Origin of the sequence: Sphingobacterium sp. ML3W (genome assembly GCF_029542085.1) — a bacterium.
Taxonomy (GTDB): Bacteria; Bacteroidota; Bacteroidia; order Sphingobacteriales; family Sphingobacteriaceae; genus Sphingobacterium.
This window is the reverse complement of record NZ_CP107036.1, coordinates 2,973,978-2,997,046: the sequence shown is the minus strand read 5'-3', so window position 1 is coordinate 2,997,046 and position 23,069 is coordinate 2,973,978. Positions and strand designations below refer to the sequence as shown.

The 23,069-nt window shown below is 39.8% G+C and carries 17 protein-coding genes; 15 read left to right on the top strand and 2 right to left on the bottom strand.

Going from position 1 to position 23,069, the window contains the following annotated elements; translation table 11 throughout:
• Window positions 1-15: 15 nt before the first annotated feature.
• The gene (locus tag OGI71_RS12730) at window positions 16-618 is read right to left on the bottom strand and encodes a hypothetical protein (RefSeq protein WP_282255849.1); all 603 of its coding nucleotides are present in this window, start codon (window positions 616-618) and stop codon (window positions 16-18) included.
• 192 nt (window positions 619-810) lie between these two features.
• On the opposite strand from OGI71_RS12730, the gene OGI71_RS12725 reads away from it, so the two are divergent.
• From OGI71_RS12725 to OGI71_RS12660, 14 genes are all read left to right on the top strand, one after another.
• Window positions 811-1,029, top strand: coding sequence for a hypothetical protein (locus tag OGI71_RS12725; protein ID WP_282255848.1), 219 nt, complete (start codon window positions 811-813; stop codon window positions 1,027-1,029).
• 140 nt (window positions 1,030-1,169) lie between these two features.
• The gene (locus OGI71_RS12720; protein ID WP_282255847.1) at window positions 1,170-1,766 is read left to right on the top strand and encodes a sigma-70 family RNA polymerase sigma factor; all 597 of its coding nucleotides are present in this window, start codon (window positions 1,170-1,172) and stop codon (window positions 1,764-1,766) included.
• Between the two features lie 110 nt (window positions 1,767-1,876).
• Window positions 1,877-3,118 carry a FecR family protein gene (locus OGI71_RS12715; protein WP_282255846.1) on the top strand — a complete coding sequence of 414 codons (1,242 nt, stop codon included), beginning with the start codon at window positions 1,877-1,879 and terminating at the stop codon, window positions 3,116-3,118.
• A 106-nt stretch (window positions 3,119-3,224) separates the two neighbouring features.
• Window positions 3,225-6,527 (top strand): SusC/RagA family TonB-linked outer membrane protein, encoded by a 3,303-nt coding sequence (locus OGI71_RS12710; protein WP_282255845.1) that lies wholly within the window; start codon window positions 3,225-3,227, stop codon window positions 6,525-6,527.
• An 11-nt stretch (window positions 6,528-6,538) separates the two neighbouring features.
• Window positions 6,539-7,963, top strand: a complete 1,425-nt coding sequence (locus OGI71_RS12705) for a RagB/SusD family nutrient uptake outer membrane protein (RefSeq protein ID WP_282255844.1) — start codon at window positions 6,539-6,541, stop codon at window positions 7,961-7,963.
• Window positions 7,964-8,011: 48 nt separating this feature from the next.
• Window positions 8,012-8,716 (top strand): DUF4843 domain-containing protein, encoded by a 705-nt coding sequence (locus tag OGI71_RS12700; protein WP_282255843.1) that lies wholly within the window; start codon window positions 8,012-8,014, stop codon window positions 8,714-8,716.
• A 10-nt stretch (window positions 8,717-8,726) separates the two neighbouring features.
• Window positions 8,727-10,166 carry a PKD-like family lipoprotein gene (locus OGI71_RS12695; protein ID WP_282255842.1) on the top strand — a complete coding sequence of 480 codons (1,440 nt, stop codon included), beginning with the start codon at window positions 8,727-8,729 and terminating at the stop codon, window positions 10,164-10,166.
• Window positions 10,167-10,254: 88 nt separating this feature from the next.
• Window positions 10,255-11,739, top strand: coding sequence for a TlpA disulfide reductase family protein (locus OGI71_RS12690; RefSeq protein WP_282255841.1), 1,485 nt, complete (start codon window positions 10,255-10,257; stop codon window positions 11,737-11,739).
• 18 nt (window positions 11,740-11,757) lie between these two features.
• Window positions 11,758-12,945, top strand: coding sequence for a sialidase family protein (locus tag OGI71_RS12685; RefSeq protein ID WP_282255840.1), 1,188 nt, complete (start codon window positions 11,758-11,760; stop codon window positions 12,943-12,945).
• Between the two features lie 289 nt (window positions 12,946-13,234).
• Window positions 13,235-13,828: an RNA polymerase sigma-70 factor gene (locus OGI71_RS12680; RefSeq protein WP_282255839.1), complete on the top strand. Its 594-nt coding sequence runs from the start codon at window positions 13,235-13,237 to the stop codon at window positions 13,826-13,828.
• A gap of 124 nt (window positions 13,829-13,952) precedes the next feature.
• Window positions 13,953-15,083 carry a FecR family protein gene (locus OGI71_RS12675; RefSeq protein ID WP_282255838.1) on the top strand — a complete coding sequence of 377 codons (1,131 nt, stop codon included), beginning with the start codon at window positions 13,953-13,955 and terminating at the stop codon, window positions 15,081-15,083.
• Window positions 15,084-15,320: 237 nt separating this feature from the next.
• Entirely contained in the window at window positions 15,321-18,848 is a 3,528-nt protein-coding gene (locus OGI71_RS12670; protein WP_282255837.1) for a SusC/RagA family TonB-linked outer membrane protein, read from the top strand.
• Between the two features lie 4 nt (window positions 18,849-18,852).
• Entirely contained in the window at window positions 18,853-20,271 is a 1,419-nt protein-coding gene (locus tag OGI71_RS12665) for a RagB/SusD family nutrient uptake outer membrane protein (protein WP_282255836.1), read from the top strand.
• Window positions 20,272-20,292: 21 nt separating this feature from the next.
• The gene (locus OGI71_RS12660; RefSeq protein WP_282255835.1) at window positions 20,293-21,405 is read left to right on the top strand and encodes a thioredoxin domain-containing protein; all 1,113 of its coding nucleotides are present in this window, start codon (window positions 20,293-20,295) and stop codon (window positions 21,403-21,405) included.
• A gap of 152 nt (window positions 21,406-21,557) precedes the next feature.
• Here OGI71_RS12660 and OGI71_RS12655 read toward each other — a convergent pair whose 3' ends face one another.
• A complete protein-coding gene (locus tag OGI71_RS12655) occupies window positions 21,558-21,911 on the bottom strand; it encodes a hypothetical protein (RefSeq protein WP_282255834.1) in 354 nt (117 codons plus the stop codon).
• 664 nt (window positions 21,912-22,575) lie between these two features.
• Here OGI71_RS12655 and OGI71_RS12650 point away from each other — a divergent pair.
• Entirely contained in the window at window positions 22,576-22,941 is a 366-nt protein-coding gene (locus OGI71_RS12650; RefSeq protein ID WP_282255833.1) for a hypothetical protein, read from the top strand.
• Window positions 22,942-23,069: the final 128 nt, after the last annotated feature.

Here is a 23,069-nt window from a genome sequence, read left to right as displayed (position 1 = left end):
GTATTATTTTGTGTATTACTTTCTTGCGTTTTCCCAAAATTTCTCCATCATAATTTTAGTTTCTTCCGGTTTTCTCAACATGACAATTTCTCCGTTTTCGTCTGTCGTAAAGTGTCCTTTGAACGCGTCTGGCATATCATCATATTGTTTATTCAATTGTTCCAAGGTTTCTTCAAAACAGTTATATCCAAATTTTTCGACTAAAAAAGGCAAAGCGTTTTTTCCTCTTAATAATTCGTACTCTTGGTAATTATATGGTGTTGTATCTTGCCTTTTTGCTAATGTTTGATTAAACTTATCAAGCAGTTTAGCAATCTCTTTCTCTTCCATAAAATTTGAAAGCCCACGCAAAGCATAGATTTTCATATCTAAATATCGTTCTTTCTTGTAAGCATTTGCAAAGAATTCTTTCAATGTCGCAAAATTAAAGTCATACAACAGTTTTAAAATCTTATTTCTAATGTCGAGTTGTTTGGTGGAGTAGTAAATATTTGTCAAGTAGTGTGAATTTTCTGCGCTGATTACATTTTTGTCTAAATCAAATAACGCATTGCGAAACTCAATGTGTCTGTCGTTAATTTTTTCATTGGTTAGTATTTCGGGAAAGTATTTTGTCATATCGGTCGATTGAGTATTATAGGTAACGGTTCACAGCTTGGCAATAGTTCGGGATAAATTGGACTAAAGGTTCAATTTAGCACAAACCTTGGACAATGCTACGAGCCCTAGCTAAATTAATAAATTTTTGAGAAGAAAATATAATAATCGTCCGATGAGAGGCTATATGGCTTATTAAGCCAAATTAGTTGTTTGACAAGGAAAGCTATTGGTGATTACACGCTTTTAGGTTATTTTGTTAAAGGAGGTCATATTATCAATAGCAATATTACGTCGAACAATGTTGATCATGCACAGCGATATTCCGATAACGGAACCAACCCGCCTTATAATTCCAAAGGCGCGGAACATGCACCAGTCTTTCAGATCGGAAATTCTATCCATCAAATATGTAACGATTTCTCCCATTAAATGGTAAAAAGAAGCAATTTTTGGTGAAGTCATCAAAAGGATTTAGCATTTTACATAGTTTTTACCTGCCATTTTTGATTTAAGATGCTATTAATAAGAACATAAAAACTATTTTTGCAGAAAACAGACGATATTTGAAAATGGCTTTGCAAATAGATACATCTATTTTGATGCGTGTTGCTGAAGGAGATGAGGTAGCCTTCAAAGTGCTGTTTGATACCTATCGCCCAAATATTTATACAACCGCCTTGCGCGTTACCAACAACGAATGGATGGCCGAAGATATCGTTCAGGATACCTTCGTTAAAGTATGGATTCATCGGCAGCAGATTCCCGCAATTGCTAATTTTGAAACCTGGCTTTATGTGCTATCCAAAAATATCGCCCTGGATATCATTAAAAAGAAAGCACACTATAAAACTTATTCGCAGGAGGAAGCCAAAAACGCTTTACTTCGCGTTTATCCGGAAGCGGATTATTTGACTCAGGATAAAGATTTCAAGCGTTTGCTGGACGAGGCAATCGAACGGCTTCCGGCAAAACAAAAAGAGACCTATCGATTGATCCGAGAACAATATCTAAAGCGTGAAGAAGCAGCCGAAATACTTCAGGTGTCGCCTGAGACAGTTAAGTCCAACCTTGATCAAGCAATGAAAAGTATCCGTGCGTATTGTACTGCTCATATGAATGATATACCGCTGGTCCTGCTACTTCATTTTTTCTTAAAACATTTTTAATTTTTTTTTAACACCAATACCCCCAAAGTATTTCATCGATCGTCCTTTACTTAGATTGGCAGAAGAAGCATCAATTGATGATTATTCTTTTGCTCATAGTTTGAAAAATTATGACCCCATCCAACGATAATAGATTGAGATACCTTTTGGATCTTTGCCTGAGCGGGCAGGAGTCAAAGGCTGAGAGAGATGAGCTTGATGGCTATCTTTCAGATAAAAACGTCCTGGAAAATTTGGATGCCGTCCTGTTAGATTTGTTTTTTCAACAAAAGGAGCTGATCGACATGCCTTCCCAACGGCAGCATCAGATCCTCGAAGCCATTTATGCCGTCGATACTAAAATACCTTCGATAAAAAGGTTTAACTATTTGAAATGGACTGCAGCAGCAGCAATTTTCTTGGGTATACTGTTTTCCACCATATGGCTTGGCACGCAAAAACAGCTATTTAAAGATCTCAATGTCGTTAATAAGAAAGAACAAATTGATAATAATCAGTCAGGTAAGGAAAAAGCATCTCGAGACGATATGTTGGCCAATAAAAACACGATCTTACAAATGGGTAACGGCTCACGTCTGGCACTCGAAAGTTTAGATTCGGGTAAAGTAATCGAAAAGGACGGCGTACACCTACAACGTACTTCGGACGGTACTTTACTTATCCAGTTGAAACCCGGTATTGAACAAGAACGTAATTATGCTAATAACATCAATACGATTACCACACCTCGTGGACGTACATATAGGATAATGTTAGGCGATGGTACAGTTGTTCATTTAAATGCAGAATCCAGATTGAGTTTTCCGACAACATTCGGAAAGGATGAAAGACGGGTGACTTTCGAAGGAGAAGGTTATTTTGAAGTGGCAAAAGATAAGACACGACGATTTTTTGTCAATACAAATGTCGGAAATCGGAAGCAGGAGATCAGTGTTTATGGTACCCAATTTAATATTTCCGCCTATAATGACGCCGATGCGATCAAAACAACTTTAATTGAAGGTAGCGTCCGGATAAGGTCAGTGAATACGGGGCATGAGGCACTGATGAAACCAAATGAACTTGTCGTTATAAATCATACGGGACTTACCAAACAGCCAGCTGATCTTGAATCAAGCCTCGCCTGGAAGAATAATTATTTTTACTTTGCTGATCTACCTATCCAAGAAGTATTACAACAGATTAGCCGTTGGTATGATGTAGACATTAATTATCAAGGTAAGATACCGGGCGAACGTGTTTGGGGGCAAATTTCAAGAACGAAAAAACTGAAGGAAGTGCTCGAAATTCTAGAAAAAGCAAATCACATCAAATTCCAGCAAAAAGGAAAGGAGGTCATTGTCATGCGCTAATATTTTTATTTATGAAAAACTAACTTACATCTAAAACCATCATTTTACTACTAACCTAGATCCCCATTCTGTATAGCAGATCGGGTAAACTAATACAACCATTTTTATGGGGAATTTTAACAAAAAATTGCTGAAAATTGCGGTTTGCACATCTATATACGCCAGTATATGTCTTCACAGTGCAGATGCGCAGACCCAAACGGTGACGATCAACAAAAAGAACATTACACTGAATGAATTTTTGTCGGAGATCAGAAGGCAGACGGGATACGACTTTGTTTTTACATCTTCCAAATTGGATTTTGGTAAAAAGGTAAGCCCAAATTTTACCAATGAAAACATCCTTAAAGTATTAAGTCAATACTTTAATTCGAATACCGGGGTTATCTATATTTTTAAAAATCAGACGATTGTACTGATTGATGAGGAGAAAGCTGAAAATATAATACTTCAGGGGCAGGTGCTTAATACCGCTTCTAAACAGCCTATGCCGGGGGTAACGGTAACAGTAGGCGAGAAGAATATACAGACGAAAACCGATAATAGAGGGAATTTTACTTTAAATGTTCCCGAATATGCCAAAACCTTGGAATTCAATTTTATTGGATACAAGAAGCTGATTATACCCATTACTGCCTCTGTTAAATATAAGGTGGAGATGGAAGAAAAGACCGAAGACATTGAAGAAGTTGTGGTCACAGGTATATTCAATCGGAGTGCCGAGAGCTTTACAGGTGCATCACGAACAATTTCGGGTGAAGACCTCAAGAAAATCTCCACAAATAATATTTTTGCTGGTATTTCAGCCATCGAACCCTCCTTTCGTATCATGCCAAATAATGTTACGGGCGGAAGTATAAATCAATTACCAGAAATACAGCTTCGTGGTCAAAATTCTTTGCCCAACTTAAATGGAGAGCTTTCTTCCAACCCTAATCAACCACTTTTTATACTGGATGGTTTCGAAGTAACACTTCAGCGTATCGTTGACCTCGATATGAATATGATCGCAAGCGTGACGATTTTGAAAGATGCTTCAGCAACAGCAATATATGGTTCCCGTGGCGCCAATGGTGTTATGGTGGTCAATACGATTGCGCCTAAGCCAGGTAAAATCCAAGTGACGCTAAATAACGATTTCAGGTTATCGATTCCGGATCTGTCCGTTTACAATTATTTGAATGCACGGGAAAAATTGGATTTCGAGAAGCGTACAGGAGTATATGAGGCTAAATTTGATCAAGATTATCTAAGGTACGAGCAGATTTATAACGAACGGTGGAAAAATGTCCAGCGCGGTATTGATACAGACTGGAAGAAAGTACCGACTCAAGTAGGATTTAATAACCGGACAAATTTAAGTCTTCAAGGTGGTGACCAATACTTGAGATATGGTGTATTGGCGACGGCAGATCTGCAACAGGGTGTCATGAAGGGGCAGGATAGAAAAAACTATTCCGGGCAGTTTGATCTCACCTATTTAGTGAATAAATTCCAATTCAGGAATTCCATTCGCGTATACCAGAATATAGCGAACGAATCCCCTTATGGTAACTTTAGTGACTATTTGGCGTTAAATCCTTATTGGACTCCCTATGACGAAAAAGGAGAAGTACAGCGTTACCTGGAAAACTTTCGATATGTAGGCAGGAATTTTATCAAACCTAATCCTGTTTACGACGCAACTTTGCATTCGGTCAACCAGACCAGTTCGTTGGGAATAACAAATAATTTTCAAGTAAGATATTCAATCCGGCCCAACTTCTATATCGAGTCAAATTTGAGCTTTACCAAACAAAGAGGTGGTACAGATCAATTTTATTCTGCCCAGGACAGTAGGTTTGAAGAAATAGCTGATAAAAATCGTAGGGGCTCCTATACCGATCGCAACGATGAACTATCTTCTTATGAAAGCATGACCAATCTGAACTATACATTTATGCGCGGCAAGCATCAATGGGTATCTACTGCATCTATAAATTTATCGAGCTCCACCAATAATTTTACGCAAATCGTTGCTGAAGGATTTCCTTATGACCGACTCGACAATTTGTTGTTTGCGAATCAATACCAATTAAATGGGAAGCCTACTGGCGATGAGAGTACAATCAGGCGTGTAGGTTATCTTTACAATGCCAACTATTCTTACGATAACAGGTTTTTGGCCGATGTATCGGTAAAGCGTGATGGATCATCACAATATGGTACCGATAAGCGCTTTGGTACATTTTGGTCCACGGGCCTTGGTTGGAATATCCATAATGAGTCATTTTTCAAGAAAAATGACCTGGTCAACAGGCTCAAGCTAAGAGGAAGTTACGGTACAACCGGATCCTTGAATATTCCGGCTTATTCAGCTCAGACCCGATATAATTTTGGTGTCGAAAGCGGATATTACGATGATCTGGGGGCGACAATAGGCAACCTCGGTAATCACGATCTAAGCTGGCAGAATGTTAAGAAATTAAACGTGGGAATCGATGCGATCTTATTTAAACAAAAACTTGACTTGCGTTTCGATTTATACAAGGATATCACTGAAAACTCCTTGACCAGTCTAACATTAGCACCTTCGACCGGATTTAGCAGCTTTTCAGAAAACTTAGGCAAAGTTGAAAACAATGGATTCGAATTTTCAGCGCGATATAAGATTATCGAGAAAAAGGAAACTGGAACCCTGTGGTCCATTTACCTCAACGGATTTACGAACAAAAATACGCTCAAAGAATTGTCAAACAGACTTAAATCCTCCAACGACCGCTTGAATGAAAATAACGAAAATCAAACTGTGCCCAATATTTTGCTTCAGGAGGGGCAGTCTATGGATGCCATATTTGTAGTGAAATCGCTCGGTGTAGATCCGGCTACAGGATCAGAAATATTTCTTACAAAAGATGGCCAGCGTACCTACGAGTGGAATGCTGCTGATAAAGTAGCCTACGGGGTCAGTATTCCCAAATGGAATGGCAATTTCGGTACGAATTTAAACTATAAAGGCTTTGAAGTGGGAGTCGTGTTTAATTACCAATACGGTGGACAACTTTACAATCAAACGTTGATTGACCGTGTGGAATCGGTGGATCCTACCGAAAATGTGGATCGAAGAGCCTATGATCTCGGTTGGACAGGGCCGGGGAGCAGGAGTCAATTTACGGCCATTGGCGTGGGTAATCCTGCTACCAGGTTGACATCCCGATTTGTGCAGGATAACAATGTCCTAACGTTAAGTACGCTTTCTTTTGGATACAATTTTTACCAAAAGGCATGGATCAAACGTATTGGCCTGCGGAGTTTACAGATTACAGGACTTACGAATGACCTGTTTCGATGGAGTTCAATAGAAGTAGAACGAGGTACTGCAAATCCATTTGCGCGCACATTTGCCCTTTCATTACGCGTAGGAATTTAAACTGAAAAACCATGAAATCAATACATAACTATATACTATTCCTCGCAATAAGTTTATCGTTGCAGAGCTGTAAAAAATACCTCGATATCGCACCAAAATCTAGTGTAGCCGAAGAGGAGATGTTTGCTTCAGAAATTGGATTTCGTCAGACACTAAACGGTGTTTATTCAACCCTTGCAAGCCGCAATTTGTATGGCGACAATCTATCTATGGGATTTGTCTCCGCATTAGCTCAGAATTATAATACATCAGGTTCAAATGGGCTTTTTGTCAAAAGTCGGAACTATGATTATGAATCCGCTGAAGTAATTGACTATACAGGACAGGTATGGTCTAAAGCGTACAACGGGATTGCCGGTTTAAATAATATTCTAAAATTCTGCGAGCAAAACAGAAGCGTTCTGACCGACGAAGCCTACAATGAGATTAAAGGTGAAGCATTGGGTCTGCGAGGTTTTTTGCATTTTGAACTATTGCGGATGTTTGCACCGTCCTTCATTGTCTCACCTCAAGCCAAGGCAATCCCTTACCGGGTGGCCATTGACCAATATTCACAAGTGCCCGCTACAGTGACAGAGGTCACAGAACTGGCACTACAAGATCTATTACAGTCTGCTGATCTATTAAAAAAGGTGGACCCTATTCTAACCGGATCGACAGAAAGAAGATATAAGTTCAATTATTATGCAGCAAAAGGCATATTAGCAAGAATATATCTATATCGTGGAGATCAAGCCCGAGCCTATTCTACTGCGAAGGAAATTGTAGATTCCGGTCTGTTTCCTTTCGTTGACAAATCCGGCGTTAGTGCTGCTGCTGGCACAAAAGATCGTCTCTTTAAAAGCGAGCTGATTTTTGCCGTTCGAAACAGGAATATTCAGACCTGGGCATACGACCAATATTTTACTTTTTATGGCAGTTTCTCAGACCGTCTGAGCAGACCTGAAGCAGACTTTAAAACCTTGTACGAAGTGTCGACAGTTGGCGAAAGTGATATCAGATGGCTCAATCTTTTTGAGGATAGCCAAGGATTTAAATTTCCATCCAAATTCTGGCAGACCTCATCCACCTCCATTGACAGCCTGCGGCTAGACCATATGCTTCCCGTAATACGCTGCAGTGAAATGCGGTATATTATCGCTGAGACGGCCAGCTCGGCAGACGAGGCTTTAGGTCAACTCAATCAGGTTCGTTTGGCCCGTACCGTGACAGCACTGCCCTTAACAGCAGAAAATCTTGACCGTACTTTTATCCAAAATGAGATCACAAAGGAATATCAAAAGGAAATGTATGCCGAAGGCCAGTTATTCTACTACTACAAGCGGCGTAATTTTACAGATATACCTTTTAAGCCTGCTGGAATGACAAGCTTTAGTACAAAAAACTATTTACTTCCAATTCCTAAGGATGAACTTGAGTTTAACCCAAATTATTAATACGGTCATGTATATTATCACTAGAAATCTAACGATCAAATAATAATTATGAGAAGTTTAATGTTAGCGCTAATACTCATTCTGGTATGTTTCAGTTGCAAGAAGGATGAGATTATGTTTTTTGAAGGCAAAGATGCGCTTAGTATTTATGTCGGGCAGTATGAAGCAGATAGCACCAGCTATTCTTTTGCTTCACGGCTTCCTTCGGTGATGCGCGATACGATATTTTTGAAAATCCGGGTGCAGGGGGCTCCAGCGAAAACAGACCGGAAGTTTCAGCTTGCAGCAGATTCAGGAAGTACAGCCGTTGAAGGAGCAGACTATATTCTACCCGAGATTATTCTTCCAGCGGATTCCGTTCGGACACTGTATCCCGTCATATTATCGCGCAGTGCCAAGTTAAAAGAGAAAACCATGCTTTTAAATGTCGCTGTGAAAGCATCCGATATATTTGAAAAAGGCGCAATAGGGCAAGAGATCAAAAAGACCTTTAGCATCGCGAGGTACAAAATAAAGTTTAATGATTACCTATCAAAGCCTACGTATTGGGATGACATCGAATGGGCAGTGGGAGAATTTAGCGTCACCAAGTTGCAGTTTATGTTTACAGTATATGGTGAGGATACTGTTTTTGGAGATTTATCCACTGGCGAAATACTCAATATGCGGTTGAGGCTCAGAGCTGCACAGAAAACATATGAGGCTGCAAACGGCCCATTGTTGGATGAAAATGGTAAACAAGTGATTTTTTAAATTGGATCAAATGAAAAGTATAAGTTTTATGCTGGTATTTTTTGTGGCACTTAATTTTTGGAGCTGCAAAGAAGAAAAATTCCAGCCTTATAATGATATCGAGGAAATCTCAGTTGCGTCTCCTCAAGACACGGCCATCGTACTTGCCCAGTTGCAAAATCTGGTCATTCGGCCTCAATTAAAAGGGGCAAACCCCAATAAGCAGTATACCTATCAATGGCGATTGTATGTGGGCGAATCCTATCAGATTTTGGCCACAACGAAGGATCTGGATATCAAAGTCGAATTAGCCGTAGATGATTATACCATTCAATTTCTGGCTACCGACCCTACTACCGATATTAAAGCAATTAGTCAACTTTATTCTTTAAAAGTGACAGGTGCTTTTCCCGAAGGCTGGTTAGTGGGCAACAATCTAAATGGAAAAGGGCAAATGTCATTTATTAGAACTGCTGACCAACAAGTATTCTACAACCCGATAGCAGATATCAATGGGACTGCCTATCCCGAAAAACTTGTCGCTGCGGTATCAGCTGTTGTACCGACAGCATTTTTTGGAAGTTTTAAGCAGCTATTTTATTTTACGGAGAATGGCCTACGCGTTTTCGACGCCGAAACAATGTTGCAGACAATGGACCTAAACGAGTACTTCTATAATAGTAAGAGCTTCTCCAAAATTCCGGCTTATGGTGCCAATGCCTATAATATTGATCAGTATCTAATCCACGACGGCGATGTTTATGCTGCCAATGGTACCGATTTTGGTTCAAATACAGATTTTGGAAAATTCTCTGATCGTTTTGAAGGTGATTATTCGATGTTCCCTTTTGTATTTCCGGATGCGTCCTTTACGACATATTTCTATGACAACAAACACAAGCGTTTTATGTCGGCTACCTATCAAGGGCGTGAGCTTACGATCCCTTCTCGTTTGACAAGCAACGGGCAATATAATATCAATAATATTCAGAAGACCATGCTGGGGAGTGACCTGACGCTCAGCAACAATTATCTAAGCCTAATGGAAGATGGTGGTCAAGCCTATATTTATGCCTTCCGACTGAGATCAACCTCAAGTATTTTGGGAGGATATTATACGCAATTAAGCGGAGCCCAGGAACTCGATCAGTTCACAGGATTTGCTGCAGCTTCGGATGTTGAAAGAGGATATTATTCTTCGAAGAGCAAAATTTTTAAGGTTTCCGCAGCCAATGGAATCGTGACCGAATTATACAGATTGGCAGCTGGGGCTGAAATCGTCGATCTTAAAATGCTAAAGTCAGGTCCAGATGCAAACCGGCAACTTGTGATTGCGGTCAACAAAGGAACATCTGGTGAGGTACACTGTATTTTTCTGAATGAGTTTGGTGATATCGACAGCAGTAGAAAAGAAATAGTATATACTGGCTTTGGGCAGATTACAAACATTAGCTATCGTAAAGCTTCTTAGTAGGAAAAAGAAGTAAGAATAAACCGTTGATGAAATAAAGTTGACGGTGGACCAGGCAAATAAGTAACAATACAATATAAATATAAAAATGAAAAAAATCATATTAACAGCATTTTCAGCATTCTTGCTGTTTACTGCAAAAGCACAACAAGCTAATACTATCAGACAAAGGTTGTCAGAGTTAAATACAATTACGGATCCGACAGCTTTGACTGCAAAATTAAAAGAGCTGCAACAGGGAACAGTCGAGGAAAATTATCTTGTAGCCTATAGTTATTATTCATCCAAAGGTATGGCGGAACAAGCCGACAATCTTCAAAATGAAATTCTCAAGAAGTTTCCAAAAGGACGACTTGCCCTACAGCAAAAAATACAGGAGATAGGTGAGATTTCCGATCTTGACGGTAGAGACAAGAGTTTTGTGGCGCTTTATAAAGAATATCCCGATGAAAACTTTGGTTTTCTGACCTATTCGCTGAGTCAGGATTTCGCCGCTAGGGGCGATGATGCCAAGATGCGTTTCTATGCAGATATCTATGGAAAGGGAGCTACAGATGGAAAAGGAAATCCCATTGCGAAAGATGCTATTTATGCCATGATGGCCGGATCCATGGTTAAGGCCAACCCTGAGCTGGCAGCAGGCTATTTAAAGTATGGCGTAGATGCTGCAAAGGCATCTTTGGCGGAAATGAAAGCAAGCTCAAGTCCTGATCCTAATCTTTTGTCACGTGCCCAAAATAACTATTTTGCTGTTCTGACTAATTATGTTACAGCTTTGTCTAACGGTAAGGATGCGGAAAAAGGATATCAGGAAGGGCAAAAGGCATATTTGGCGCTCCAAGAAGATAAGACAGCTGATCCCCGTTCGTTAAAATATCTGGAGGGAGCCTATGTACAGACGCTGATCAAGACCAAGAGGTTTAAAGAAGCGTTGCCCTATCTAGAGAATGCGGTTAAAGAAGATCACGCCAATCAGGCGATGATGGAGCAACTTAAAACTGCTTATATCGCTGTAAATGGCTCTGATTCGGGTTATCAAGGCTACGAAAGTAATTTACTGGTTATCCAAGAAGAAAAGCTTCAGGCCGAAATCGCAAAAATGGCAATTAATAAACCTGCACCTGATTTTGAGTTAAAAGACGTTGACGGCAATCTTGTGAAGCTTAGTGACCTGAAAGGAAAAGTGGTGGTACTTGATTTTTGGGCCACTTGGTGCGGGCCGTGTAAAGCCTCATTTCCCGCTATGCAAAAAGCGGTAGATAAATACAAAAATGATCCCAATGTCAAGTTTTTATTTTTGCATACCTGGGAAAAAGGTAGCGGCGATCCAACAACTAATGCAAAAAAATATGTAACCGATAATGAATATTCATTTGAAGTATTAATGGATTTGCGCGATCCGAAAACAAATGCGAGTGCTGTCGCATCAGCATATAAGGTAGATGGCATCCCTACCAAAATTATTATTGATACACATGGGCAGATACGTTTCAGTACTTCAGGTTTTGGTGCCGATGCTGATAAGGCGGTGAGAGAACTGTCCAATATGATCACGTTCGCAAAAAAGGGCTAATAACAAGGAGAAAGATATATGAAAATAATATACGCACTTTTATTGTGTGCGTTTGTTTCGGTAGTCGGGCAAGCCTTTGCACAGTCGGATAGATCAGAGCTCCTGAGCGATGTTAGGGCATTCGAGGTAAGTGCATGTAAACCATCAAAGAACGGTATCGTTACTGTATGGATGGAAAAACGTCCCTCCCGGAAAGATAATAGTGAAGAGGCAGCCGATATGCAGGTTGCCTATCGCGCATCAGATAACAATGGTCGGACCTGGTCGGCAAAAGGAATAATTGATCTGCCAAATACCTTCGCCACTGGGAATCCTTTTGTGTGTAATAACCAAAAAGGAGATACCTATGTCGTCTGCATGCATATCGGGCAGGATTTTTTTTCCGGAAATATTTCTTTGTATGAATTTGATTTCAATACCAAAGTTTTTAATCTGAAATCAGTGCCAATTAAGAGCAGTGATAATCTGCTAGACAAACCTTCTATTGTATGCCACGGAGATGAAATCCATTTGGTTTACGTTGCCTATACTAAAAACTTTAAAAATGCTGTGAAATATCAAGTGTCCAAAGACAAGGGCGCTACCTGGACAGAACCCGTTAATGTGTTTACTGATCAAACAATTAATTATTTAGGACCAGCGATGTCCTTGGTCAAGGGAAACCAGCTTTTAATTTCGGCGGGTTCATATGGTAGTAAAGGAATTTTTCTAACCAGGAGAATCGCTGATGACGAAAAAGTAAGATTTGAGACAGCAAAGGTTGTAGGCAGCATATCTAAGAGACTTGGCTCAGCAATGACGGAATTAACGACCCGGGGCAATGATCTTGTATTAAGCTGGCAAAATCCACATCAGCGAAATGAGGTATGGTTATCCATGAGTCGAAATGCAGGGGAGTCGTGGTCTAGCCCACATCTGATCACTTCTACTGGAAATCTTCTTTCTACTGCTTTTGGCAATGATGGCGGTATCCATTGTATCTATTCGGATTTCAGTGACCAAAAGTTTTCTGTTAACTACAGAGCACTAAAGGATAACTATTCCGTGGCGAAGGAGATGTATTTAGCAAAGCCGATAGTATCGAATACTTTTAAAGAATATCTGGGTGCTTATCAAAAACTCCTTGTTCAGAATAAGGAGCTTTTCGCCTTTTGGATAGATTATCCCAATAATAGTACATTGAAATTTACAAAATGGAAACTATAGTTGTGTAATACAATTTTAATAGTATCAATTTTATACAGAAAGCCGTTTGATCAAAAATGGCTTTCTGTATTTTATTTCTCCTAACTTCCACCAAACTTTCCTTATTTTCTTCGATCGGTTTTTTTAGAATATTGTCGCAACGAGATATAAGATCTCTAGCAAACAATGCTAAAATTTTAAAAAATACGAATATAATTTATAATATTTTTCTACTATTGTAGCAGATTATTAATTTTTGAAATTTACCTATAGTACCGTAGTGCTTTTATAAAGCAGTGAGACAAGTAAAATGGATAAGTATAAAATTTTGTCAGACAGTGAACTTGTTTCTTTGCTCAAACATGGAGATAGGGAAGCTTTTGCCGAAATTTACGATCGATACAGCATGATGATTTATTATAAGGTAAATCAAATGCTTCGTGATGAGAATGCGTCCAAAGATCTGGTACAAGATCTATTTACATCAATATGGGAAAAGTGCGATTTGATTAGGGACAACGTTGGTATCTCATCTTACTTATATGTGGCCGCTCGCAATCGCGTCCTCAACTATATTCAAAGAGGAAAAACAAAAAGCGATTACCTTACTGAAATTGGAAAGTACAGCCTTCAGGTGAATGATGAAACATTAGAAAAAATAGACGAGAAGGATCTGATGCTATTACTAACAAGTGAAATAGCCAGACTGCCTGCTAAAATGCGAGAAGTCTTTGAACTGAGCAGATTGGAGGATTTGTCTCATCGTGAAATTGCAGAAAGACTAAATTTGAGCGAATCCACCGTGAAAAAGCAAGTTCAAAACGCATTAAAAATTCTTAAAGTTAGACTGTCGAATTATAATTCTCTAGGGATACTGCTGCTGATCTTTTTAAGAGACAACTGAGATTTTTGATTATCTTATGTTGTTCTTATTTAGTGGGTTATAATTATTTTGAAAATTTATCTACCCCCTAAGCTTTCCTCAACTGTATAACACACTAAACGGTTACTAAACCCGACTTCGATTTATGGAAAAGAAACTTGGAGCAGAGCTCGTAGAGAAATATCTTTCAGGTACGGCCACGCAGATGGAACAGCGTGTTGTCGAAGAATGGTACGCCTTTAACCGCCTGGACCAATCTGCTATCGACTCTACTGAAGATTTTAAAAGGATAAAATCAGCGATGTGGGCTATTATTGATCAGCGATGCCAGCCTCAAGTTCGGGTTTTGAATAAACGGAAATGGATATTCTATGCAGCTGCTGTTTTATTATTCATAGGCATTCTAGGTATATACAAACTGCAGCAACGCCATCGGGAATATGAAGTAGCCAACTATACAGGACCGGAGATCAAAGCTGGACACGAGGGTGCTACTTTAACGCTGTCCGATGGTTCGAAGATTGATCTCAATACTGCCAATGTAGGTGAAATCATGACGGAGCAAGGAGTCGTTATCTCCAAAAATGCAGAGGGCATACTTGTTTTCACGGCAAATCACGCCAATCCTCAGCCCATTAAAGCAGCTCGCAATACTATCACCACAAAAAATGGAGAAATGTACCAAGTCGTCCTTCCGGACGGTTCGAAAGCTTGGCTTAATGCCGCGTCTAGTTTGACTTTTGATTCCAATCTTGCTACCAGTGCTGTACGTACAGTTAAATTGCAGGGTGAAGGATATTTTGAAGTAAGCAAAAATTCTAGACCATTTATTGTCGCAACGGCATCTCAGCATGTTCGAGTCCTTGGTACGCATTTCAACATCAATGCCTATGCAGAATCAAAGGGGCTTGTCAAAACCACGCTTATTGAAGGGAAAGTCAATGTAGTGAGCAGTTCAGGAGAACGTATTATCAGACCTGGCGAACAAGCTGTCAACCGACTTGGGCAAATCAATGTCCATGAGCAAGATACGGAAGAGATTTTGGCGTGGAAGAATGGTTTCTTTAAAATTGACGGAAATCTTCACGATATCATGCTGTCCATAGGACGTTGGTACAATATGGATGTCCAGTTTACAGCAGATGCGCCAAAGTCGCTCAATTTGTGGGGATACATCTCCAGATCAAATGATTTAGTAACCACATTACGCCAAATTGAAAGAACAAACAAAGTAAAATTCAAAATTAAAGAAAGGACCCTTATAGTAACAAATTAAACCTATTTATCTTAAATCAGCAGGGGAACGACCGAAAGGTGAATTTTCGAGAAAACCGCAAGGTGCATCACCACCTCGCGGCTATAAAAGAAAAATGATGCTGCCCAAAAGATGCTCATTAAAAAATGAACGACACTAATCAGACATGAACCATTTAACCAAAACAAAAGTATGAAAAAAAATGTGCTATTGGGTGTTTTTTACCCCATGCGGCCTTTACCTAAACTACTATTTATTATGAAATTAGTTTTTTTTATCATGACATGTATGTTGATGCATACCTACGGGGCCTCGTATGCACAACGTGTCACGATAATGGAGCGAAATGCCTCCTTAGAAAAGATCATAAAACAGCTGCGGCAACAGACGGGATATGACTTTTTGCTGGACAAGGCTATTTTTCAACAACATCGATCGATTCATCTCGATCTTCAGAATATAAGTCTTGATCAGGCTCTGCAATCACTTACAAAGGGGCGTGATCTCGCCTTCTCTATTGAAGGAAAGTCCGTTGTGATCACAAGTCTAAAGAAGCCTAAGTTAAAAGATGAATCGACTGATAGCGGGCTGAGCATGCAGCAAGGATTAGCAGGTTTGGTGGTGGGAGAAAAGTCTATCCCTTTGGCAGGTGCTACAGTGAAAATAAAAAGAACCAATCAGGTCTCAGCTACAGACAACAAAGGTTTTTTTCGTTTTGATCGGCTTGAGGTCAATGATATTCTTGAGGTGAGCTATGTGGGCTACGAAACCAGCGAAACGACAGTGACAGCTGGACAATTAGCGCAAAAAGAGTATATGATCATCAACATGAAGCCTACGCTGCGCAGTCTGGACGAAGTAAAAGTTGTCAATACCGGTTTTCAAAAGATCAGTAGAGAAAATATTACCGGTTCCGTGACTACTGTGACCAGCAAAGATATCGAAAAACGCAATAGTATCAACGTGATGGACAATCTCGAAGGCATCGTTCCCGGCTTGGTGCAGTATCAAGGCAAGGCCACTATTCGCGGTACCAGCACAATGGAGGCTTCAACAGGTATTTTGGTTGTTGTCGATGGTTTGCCAATCGAAGGATCCATTGCGGATGTCAATCCCTATGATATAGAAACGGTGACCGTGTTAAAAGATGCTGCGGCTGCAGCCATATATGGTGCCAGAGCCTCCAATGGAGTGATTGTCATATCGACAAAAAAAGCAACAGAAAAGGGGAGAACTACTGTTGAAGCTTCGGCCAATGTGACAGTTACCGAAAAACCGGATTATAGCTATAACAATTTTATGTCGCCGGGCCAGCAGGTAGACTGGGAGAGCAATTATTATAAATGGTGGTTCAGTGGCGGTAGTGGAACAGTTAAGCAACCTATTCAAGACTTTGAAAGTAATATCGCCACCGGGCAGGCAATTACCCCTGTCCAATATACATATTATCAGCTCAACACCAATCGCATTAATCAATCTGAACTCGATGCACGATTAAAAAATTATAAAGAGAATGATTTTGCAAAAGAATATCATGATCATGCCCTGCTGAAAGGTGTAACCCAACAATACAATCTGGCCTTACGGACAAATACCAGTAAAGCTCAAAATAGCTTTGTATTAAATTATATGAATGACAATAAAGGTATTATTAATGCATTTGATCGCCGTATTAATTTACACTATAAAGGCGGTTATAGTGTAGATAAGTGGCTTGATATCGATTACGGCATCAATAGTGTCATCGGGAGGGTTCGCACTCACAATAACCAATTTGCACTTACCCCTTTTAATGTTCCTTCTTATTTCAGATTGTTCAATGATGATAGTAGCAGAGCATACTATACGAACAATCGTTTTAATGTCTATAACACTATTGCCGAGAGCCGACCAGAACTACAGTCCGCTTTGTTCAATCACATGGACGAATTGGAACGCGATTTTGTGAATACTAGTACACTAAATACCCGGTATTATTTAAATTTAAATATCAGACCTTTCAATGGCTTGTCTTTGCAGCCGATGTTCCAATATGAAGATATCCGCACAGATGTATCGGGTTATTCGGAAGAAGATAGTTATACGATGCGGTGGTTGCATAATGTGTACACTTATCGGTATGAAGATCCTGTAACGAAAGCTGTTTCCTACCCATCTTATATTCCAAAAGGCGGAAAATTGGCCACATCCCATTTACGTAGTCCCAACTATACAGCGCGTTTTCAGGCCAATTTTGACCGTACATTTAACAGACATCGCTTTATTGCCCTGGCCGGTATTGAATTTCGCCAGACTAGGTCTTATGGCACAAATGGCGTCTTGTTAGGGTATGATGATCAGTTGCAGACCCAACTGACCAACGTGGTCAATTTTGACGCCATGGATGAGAAAAAGATGGGGACGCTTTGGAATGCGAATTATCCTTTGTATCAATATCATTTTGGTGAGGCTGTTTCCATGGGCCTTCAAAAAGACATTATGCACCGCTTTGCCTCTGGGTATGCTAACCTGACTTATACCTATGATCAAAAATATAATCTTTTTGGGTCTATACGTAAAGATTATGCTGACCTTTTTGGTGGAGACGAAAAATATAGAGGTAGACCACTTTGGTCAGTTGGTGTATCCTGGGTTGCATCCAATGAAGATTTTATCAAGCAATATACTTGGATTGACTATTTAAAGGTTCGGACATCATACGGGTTAACGGGCAATATCCGGAATGTAAGTGCACTTTTGGTGGGAACAGCAGGGATCAACAACTTGACCCAAGAGCCCAATGCTACAGTCTCCAATCCACCGAATCCGCAATTGCGATGGGAAAAGACAGCTACGGCCAACATCGGTATCGATTTTAGCCTTGTCGAAAGTCGTCTACGGGGTACCCTAGATTGGTACCGTCGCAAGGGGACAGATCTATTTGCACAGAAAAGGCTTGACCCATCCGAAGGCTTTGCATCCATGGTTATCAACAACGCCAGCATGGTCAATAACGGAGTGGAATTCAATTTGAGTTATGATTGGTTTAGAGCCACTTCACGGGAAACATTTGGCTGGACGAGTAATTTAACAGGGGCTTATAATCAAAACCGCATTACTGATGTAGATGAATTGACTAGAAATCCGATTACGCTGGCAGCCGGTGATTCGTACCGTAAAGGATACCCTGTAAATTCATTGTTCTCTTTTCGTTTTGCAGGACTTGATGATATGGGCATGGCACAGTGGTATAATACAGCTGGTGTACCGACTAAGGCAACATTGGGTCCCACAGATGCAGATGCTATCGTTTTTTCAGGCAGCGGTGATCCTAAGATCACGATGGGATTTAACAATGACTTTTCATACAGGGGATTCACCCTCAGTATTTTTGCTATGTATTACGGTGGTCACTATTTTAGGGCTAGACCAGTACCATTGGCATACCCGTCAGCCAATTATGGTGCTATGCCATCTTATTTACTGGATAGCTGGACACCCGAAAATACTGATACAGATATTCCCGGAAGTGGCCAGTATTATCAGATTGCTCCTTCAAATCAATACTATTACTCAGACAATCTAGTGCGCAGTGCAGATTTTATTAAAATTAGAAATATAGCCTTAGGTTATTTATTGCCGGCAGATCTGGCAACAAGGATCAAAGCCAGGAATCTAAAGCTGCGGTTTCAGATCAATAATCCAAGATCATTATGGATCAGACAGAAAGATGTGCATGTAGATCCCGAAACTGGAGGAGCACCTCTTCAAACATCTTTTGTCTTTGGTATCAATGCAAATTTTTAAAACTATGAAATTAAGATTTAAACTATACCTTTTGGCCCTTTTTATTTCGTTGTTCGGAATAAATGGTTGTGCAAAATACACTGATTTTGTACCCAAGGGGCAAAACTTGCTCAATCGTGCCGATGACCTTGATCAGTTGATGAATGTAAATTATTCTGGTAATCTCTTTAACATGAATAAGCTTTCTCTGATTGTCAATGACATGTATCTACTGGCATACAATGTACCTAATGTGATTTCATCCAATGTATTGACCATGGATAAAGTGCTGTTGACTTATGACGAAGCTGCCGACCGTGCAGCGCTTACACCTACTGATGCACGATACGACGGACTTTATAAAAACATCGCCATGGTCGCCAATATTGTATTGGCGAACGCCGATCAGGCCAGCGGGGACAAAAAGCTTCTGGAACAGCTCAAAGCGGAGGCTTATGTGCTTAGATCTTTTATGCATTTCCTTTTGGTCAATATGTATGCGAAAGCGTATGATCCTGCCACGGCATCAACAGATGGCGGTATTCCCTACGTCACTGATATTAACTTTGAGAAAGAGAATGCCAAAGTAACAGTACAGGAGGTTTACGATAAGATGCTTGCAGATATTGATGCCGCATTGGCAGCAGAAGCATTGCCTGATCGGCCTAAAAATAGCATGCGGTTTGGGAGGGGATTTGCTTATGCTTTGAAAGCAAAAATTTTGATGTCTCTACGCAATTACAGTGGTGCATTAGAAGCCGTAAATAATGCGCTGGCAATTAACAATACATTGGAGGACCACCGCTATCTGTTGTCCGAACCGGTAATGGCCAATCGTGTTCTGAGCCGAAAGGGCCTCATTGCCCCGGATAATTTGTTTTATGCATTTTCTAATACATTCGATCCATCTTTGCTCACACCTACTTATGAGATACTAAAAGATTACTATGAGCCCGGAAATATTATTAAAGACTATACCAATGTCTATAATTACCAATATGGAATGATCTACGTTGGGCTTCCTGATATCCCTGCCTGGATTGCGATTAGTTATGAAGGAAATAGTGCCGGAATGACCGTATCAGATCTCGTGCTTATGAAAGCTGAGTGTTTGATCCGCAGCAATAAACTTTCTGCTGGTATGGAAGAAATTGAAAAGATCCGGGTCCGTCGCATTGCGCCAGAAGTGTATGCTCCACTCGTGGTTAAAGATGCCACCGAGGCGATGGCTTATCTGAAAAAAGTCTCACGGATAGAATTTCTATTTACCTGGCGCAATTTTGTCGATGTAAAGCGCTGGAATACCGAAGCGGCTTATGCGGAAACCATCAATAGAACTATTGGAGGTAAGACCTATGTCTTAAAACCTAATTCGCCGCTATGGATCTTGCCATTTCCACAGAGCGCCACCCAGTTTAATACAACACTCACACAGAACTATTAATAAATACAAAAACAAATAATAATGAAAAAGCATTCTATAATAAGCTGCATCCTGATCTTCACATTATCAATGTTTGCTATTGGCGGCTATGCACAGACAAGTGGAAAGTTAAATGTAGGTGATCCCGCCCCGGCAATCAGCTATTCGAAGTGGTTGAAAGGGAAACAGTTCGACTCGTTTGATCCAGCGCAAATCTATGTGATGGAGTTTTGGGCTACCTGGTGTAGCCCTTGTAAAGCAGCTATGCCCCATCTTACCGTTTTACAAAAACAATATGAAGGTAAGATTACCTTTGTAGGTGTCAATGTATGGGAAAAGATTCCAAAAGGTCAGTCTTACGAAACGGTAGTTCCGGCGGTGGAAAAATTCGTGCGTGGGAATGATGCCAATATGGGTTATAGTGTTATTGTCGATGATAAAGACCAGGGTATGGGTAATAAATGGCTGCGGGCAGCTGGGCAAAACGGAATACCAGCGAGTTTTATAGTCAAAGAAAATCATATTATTTGGGTTGGACACCCCGGTCAATTGGATTCTATCATTCCACAAGTATTAGGTGGGTCTTATGATATGAAGGTGTTCAAGGAAAAGTCTGATAAAGCTGCTCAGAAGGCCCGGGAGGAAAGTGAGGCTATGATGGCTATGTTCAATCCAATTCAGGAGGCTTTAACAGCTAAAGATCACAAAAAAGCATTTGAGTTAATGGATAAATTGGTTGCTGAAAAGCCAGACTTTAAAATTTCCATGAGCCTTCTTAAATTTAAGACATTGTTGACCGATGTAGATGAGAAGCAAGCCATTGCCTTTGCCACAGAATTTCAAAAAGAATATAAAACTGCACCATCGTTATTTCTGGGAGAGGTGTATAAAACAGATAACCTTTCCAAAGAAACCTATGCATGGGTCGCAGACAATTTTGGCAGCGCGACAGAAGTGAGCAATCCATTGATTTTAGATGCATTGGCAACCTGTTATGCAAAAGCTGGTCAGTATGAAAAAGCGGCGGATAATCAAGCTAAAGCTTTAGCGATAGCTGAAAAAGCGCTTAAAGACGGAGAAATGGTAGGTACCGTGATGGATTATACAGTAGAAGAATACAAAAAGAAATTGGCTGAATATAAAAATAAAATGTAAACTCAAAAAATAAATAGTGGGTACCATAATCAATTATGATACCCACTACTTACGATGAGGTAGTTTTTATGATTTAAAATGTTTTTATCTAAAATACAATTAGATAAAACGCAGTTTTTATGGTATTCCATAATACGAGTTTTTAATAGGCTCTAATTGCACTCTTGATTTCTAAACAGATAATCTTTAAATTTAAGAATGCGCCATAATACACTACCCAAAAAAAGATTATAATCCCATCCATGAAAGTTGTCCACATTTTTTAACCATGCTTTCATAGCTGGAGGTGTTTTCACCAGCAGCAATCCATGTTTCTCAATTCTAGCCGAAACTTGTCCTCTTACCAAAGCAGAGTCAGGAATTAAAACGCCTTCATTCTGCTCAGCTGGTATCCATTCATTACCTATAGCCCATGATAACGGGTTTACCGTTGTTGTATTTCCAAACTGCTGTAATACTTTTTCTGTAAGCGTAGCGTCGGCATTGAAACTTTGCCACCCAACCACACAAGCTGTTTGATCAGGTGTCTTTTCAATAGGGATGGTTTTGAATATAGCTAGTTAGGGTGAGATTACATGTGATCGTAGGCTGCTTTATCGTACTTGCTTTTCTGTTAATTTCTTTGGTTGTGGGTGTTTATACCGTTATTGATTCTATTTTATAAAAGTTATACATACTTTTTCGTCAATTACTGAGGCGTTAGAATTTGCACGCCGCAGGTTTGTTGTAGAAAACCCATCTATAACCAGAAACTCCTTTTGAGGTTCAGTAAATAGGTATAGAAGTGATAATGTATTAATTGTCATAGGTAAAGATTTAAAATAACAACTCAAGAAAGTTTCAAAATCCCTGACTTTTCGGTATCTCCGGAATACCGCTTAGATACAGCTTATTTCCCTCAAATAGCCTGATGGGCACACTTACTTTTGCCATACACTTTAAAGAAAAGAAAATGGCAAACCAGCTTTTAATCAAGAACACGATGCAGGACTAAAAGGAACCACACCAATCTATTCTGGGATAAAGTTACTCGGCTATTACAAAAAAGGTGACACCTTCTCTTTCTGTTTGCCTGTTGCATGAAGACAACCTACATATTAAATAAAATTCCAGCGTAGATTGTGGTCGATAATTTCATTATCTTTCACCTCGTCATTCTATTTTGAAAATATGGGCCCTGCGATTATTTTTATCTTTATTTTATTGTACACGCTGGCAATCTATCGTGTTTTTTTACGAAAGAAAATGATTCGGATTGCAGTTGATGAGTATATAGATTTTGATTTAGAGCAGCATAAATTCGAGTTAATATCCTACGCAGTACTACCATCATGGTCTATCGGGAATTTTGCGAAACAACATCGATCTGTTTTTGGATATATGTTTGCCATTACTAAGCCTCACTATCCTTTTCATACCTATTTAAATCTTGAAGTAAAGAACAAATTTAATGAAATCCGTATCATTACAGCTAAGGTATCTTATGGTCTTTTTGATGGAATAAATGACATCCAATATGAACCATCCTTATCATAGTACATTCCAAGTTATTCTAGCAGCTTCTCCGAAATGCGATGGACTTACTGACAACCCCAACGTTGGTCAATGAATTGAAAACCCAGTTTGATTTAAAACTGGCATCTGATCAGGTTAGTGGGTGACCG

Bases quoted from the DNA above. Each gene is read 5' to 3' on its own strand.
- OGI71_RS12705 (WP_282255844.1), top strand. From the start codon at position 6,539: ATGAAATCAATACATAACTATATACTATTCCTCGCAATAAGTTTATCG.
- OGI71_RS12730 (WP_282255849.1), bottom strand. From the start codon at position 618: ATGACAAAATACTTTCCCGAAATACTAACCAATGAAAAAATTAACGAC.
- OGI71_RS12685 (WP_282255840.1), top strand. From the start codon at position 11,758: ATGAAAATAATATACGCACTTTTATTGTGTGCGTTTGTTTCGGTAGTC.
- OGI71_RS12695 (WP_282255842.1), top strand. From the start codon at position 8,727: ATGAAAAGTATAAGTTTTATGCTGGTATTTTTTGTGGCACTTAATTTT.
- OGI71_RS12670 (WP_282255837.1), top strand. From the start codon at position 15,321: ATGAAATTAGTTTTTTTTATCATGACATGTATGTTGATGCATACCTAC.
- OGI71_RS12700 (WP_282255843.1), top strand. From the start codon at position 8,012: ATGAGAAGTTTAATGTTAGCGCTAATACTCATTCTGGTATGTTTCAGT.
- OGI71_RS12660 (WP_282255835.1), top strand. From the start codon at position 20,293: ATGAAAAAGCATTCTATAATAAGCTGCATCCTGATCTTCACATTATCA.
- OGI71_RS12690 (WP_282255841.1), top strand. From the start codon at position 10,255: ATGAAAAAAATCATATTAACAGCATTTTCAGCATTCTTGCTGTTTACT.
- OGI71_RS12650 (WP_282255833.1), top strand. From the start codon at position 22,576: ATGGGCCCTGCGATTATTTTTATCTTTATTTTATTGTACACGCTGGCA.
- OGI71_RS12720 (WP_282255847.1), top strand. From the start codon at position 1,170: ATGGCTTTGCAAATAGATACATCTATTTTGATGCGTGTTGCTGAAGGA.
- OGI71_RS12680 (WP_282255839.1), top strand. From the start codon at position 13,235: ATGGATAAGTATAAAATTTTGTCAGACAGTGAACTTGTTTCTTTGCTC.
- OGI71_RS12675 (WP_282255838.1), top strand. From the start codon at position 13,953: ATGGAAAAGAAACTTGGAGCAGAGCTCGTAGAGAAATATCTTTCAGGT.
- OGI71_RS12710 (WP_282255845.1), top strand. From the start codon at position 3,225: ATGGGGAATTTTAACAAAAAATTGCTGAAAATTGCGGTTTGCACATCT.
- OGI71_RS12715 (WP_282255846.1), top strand. From the start codon at position 1,877: ATGACCCCATCCAACGATAATAGATTGAGATACCTTTTGGATCTTTGC.
- OGI71_RS12665 (WP_282255836.1), top strand. From the start codon at position 18,853: ATGAAATTAAGATTTAAACTATACCTTTTGGCCCTTTTTATTTCGTTG.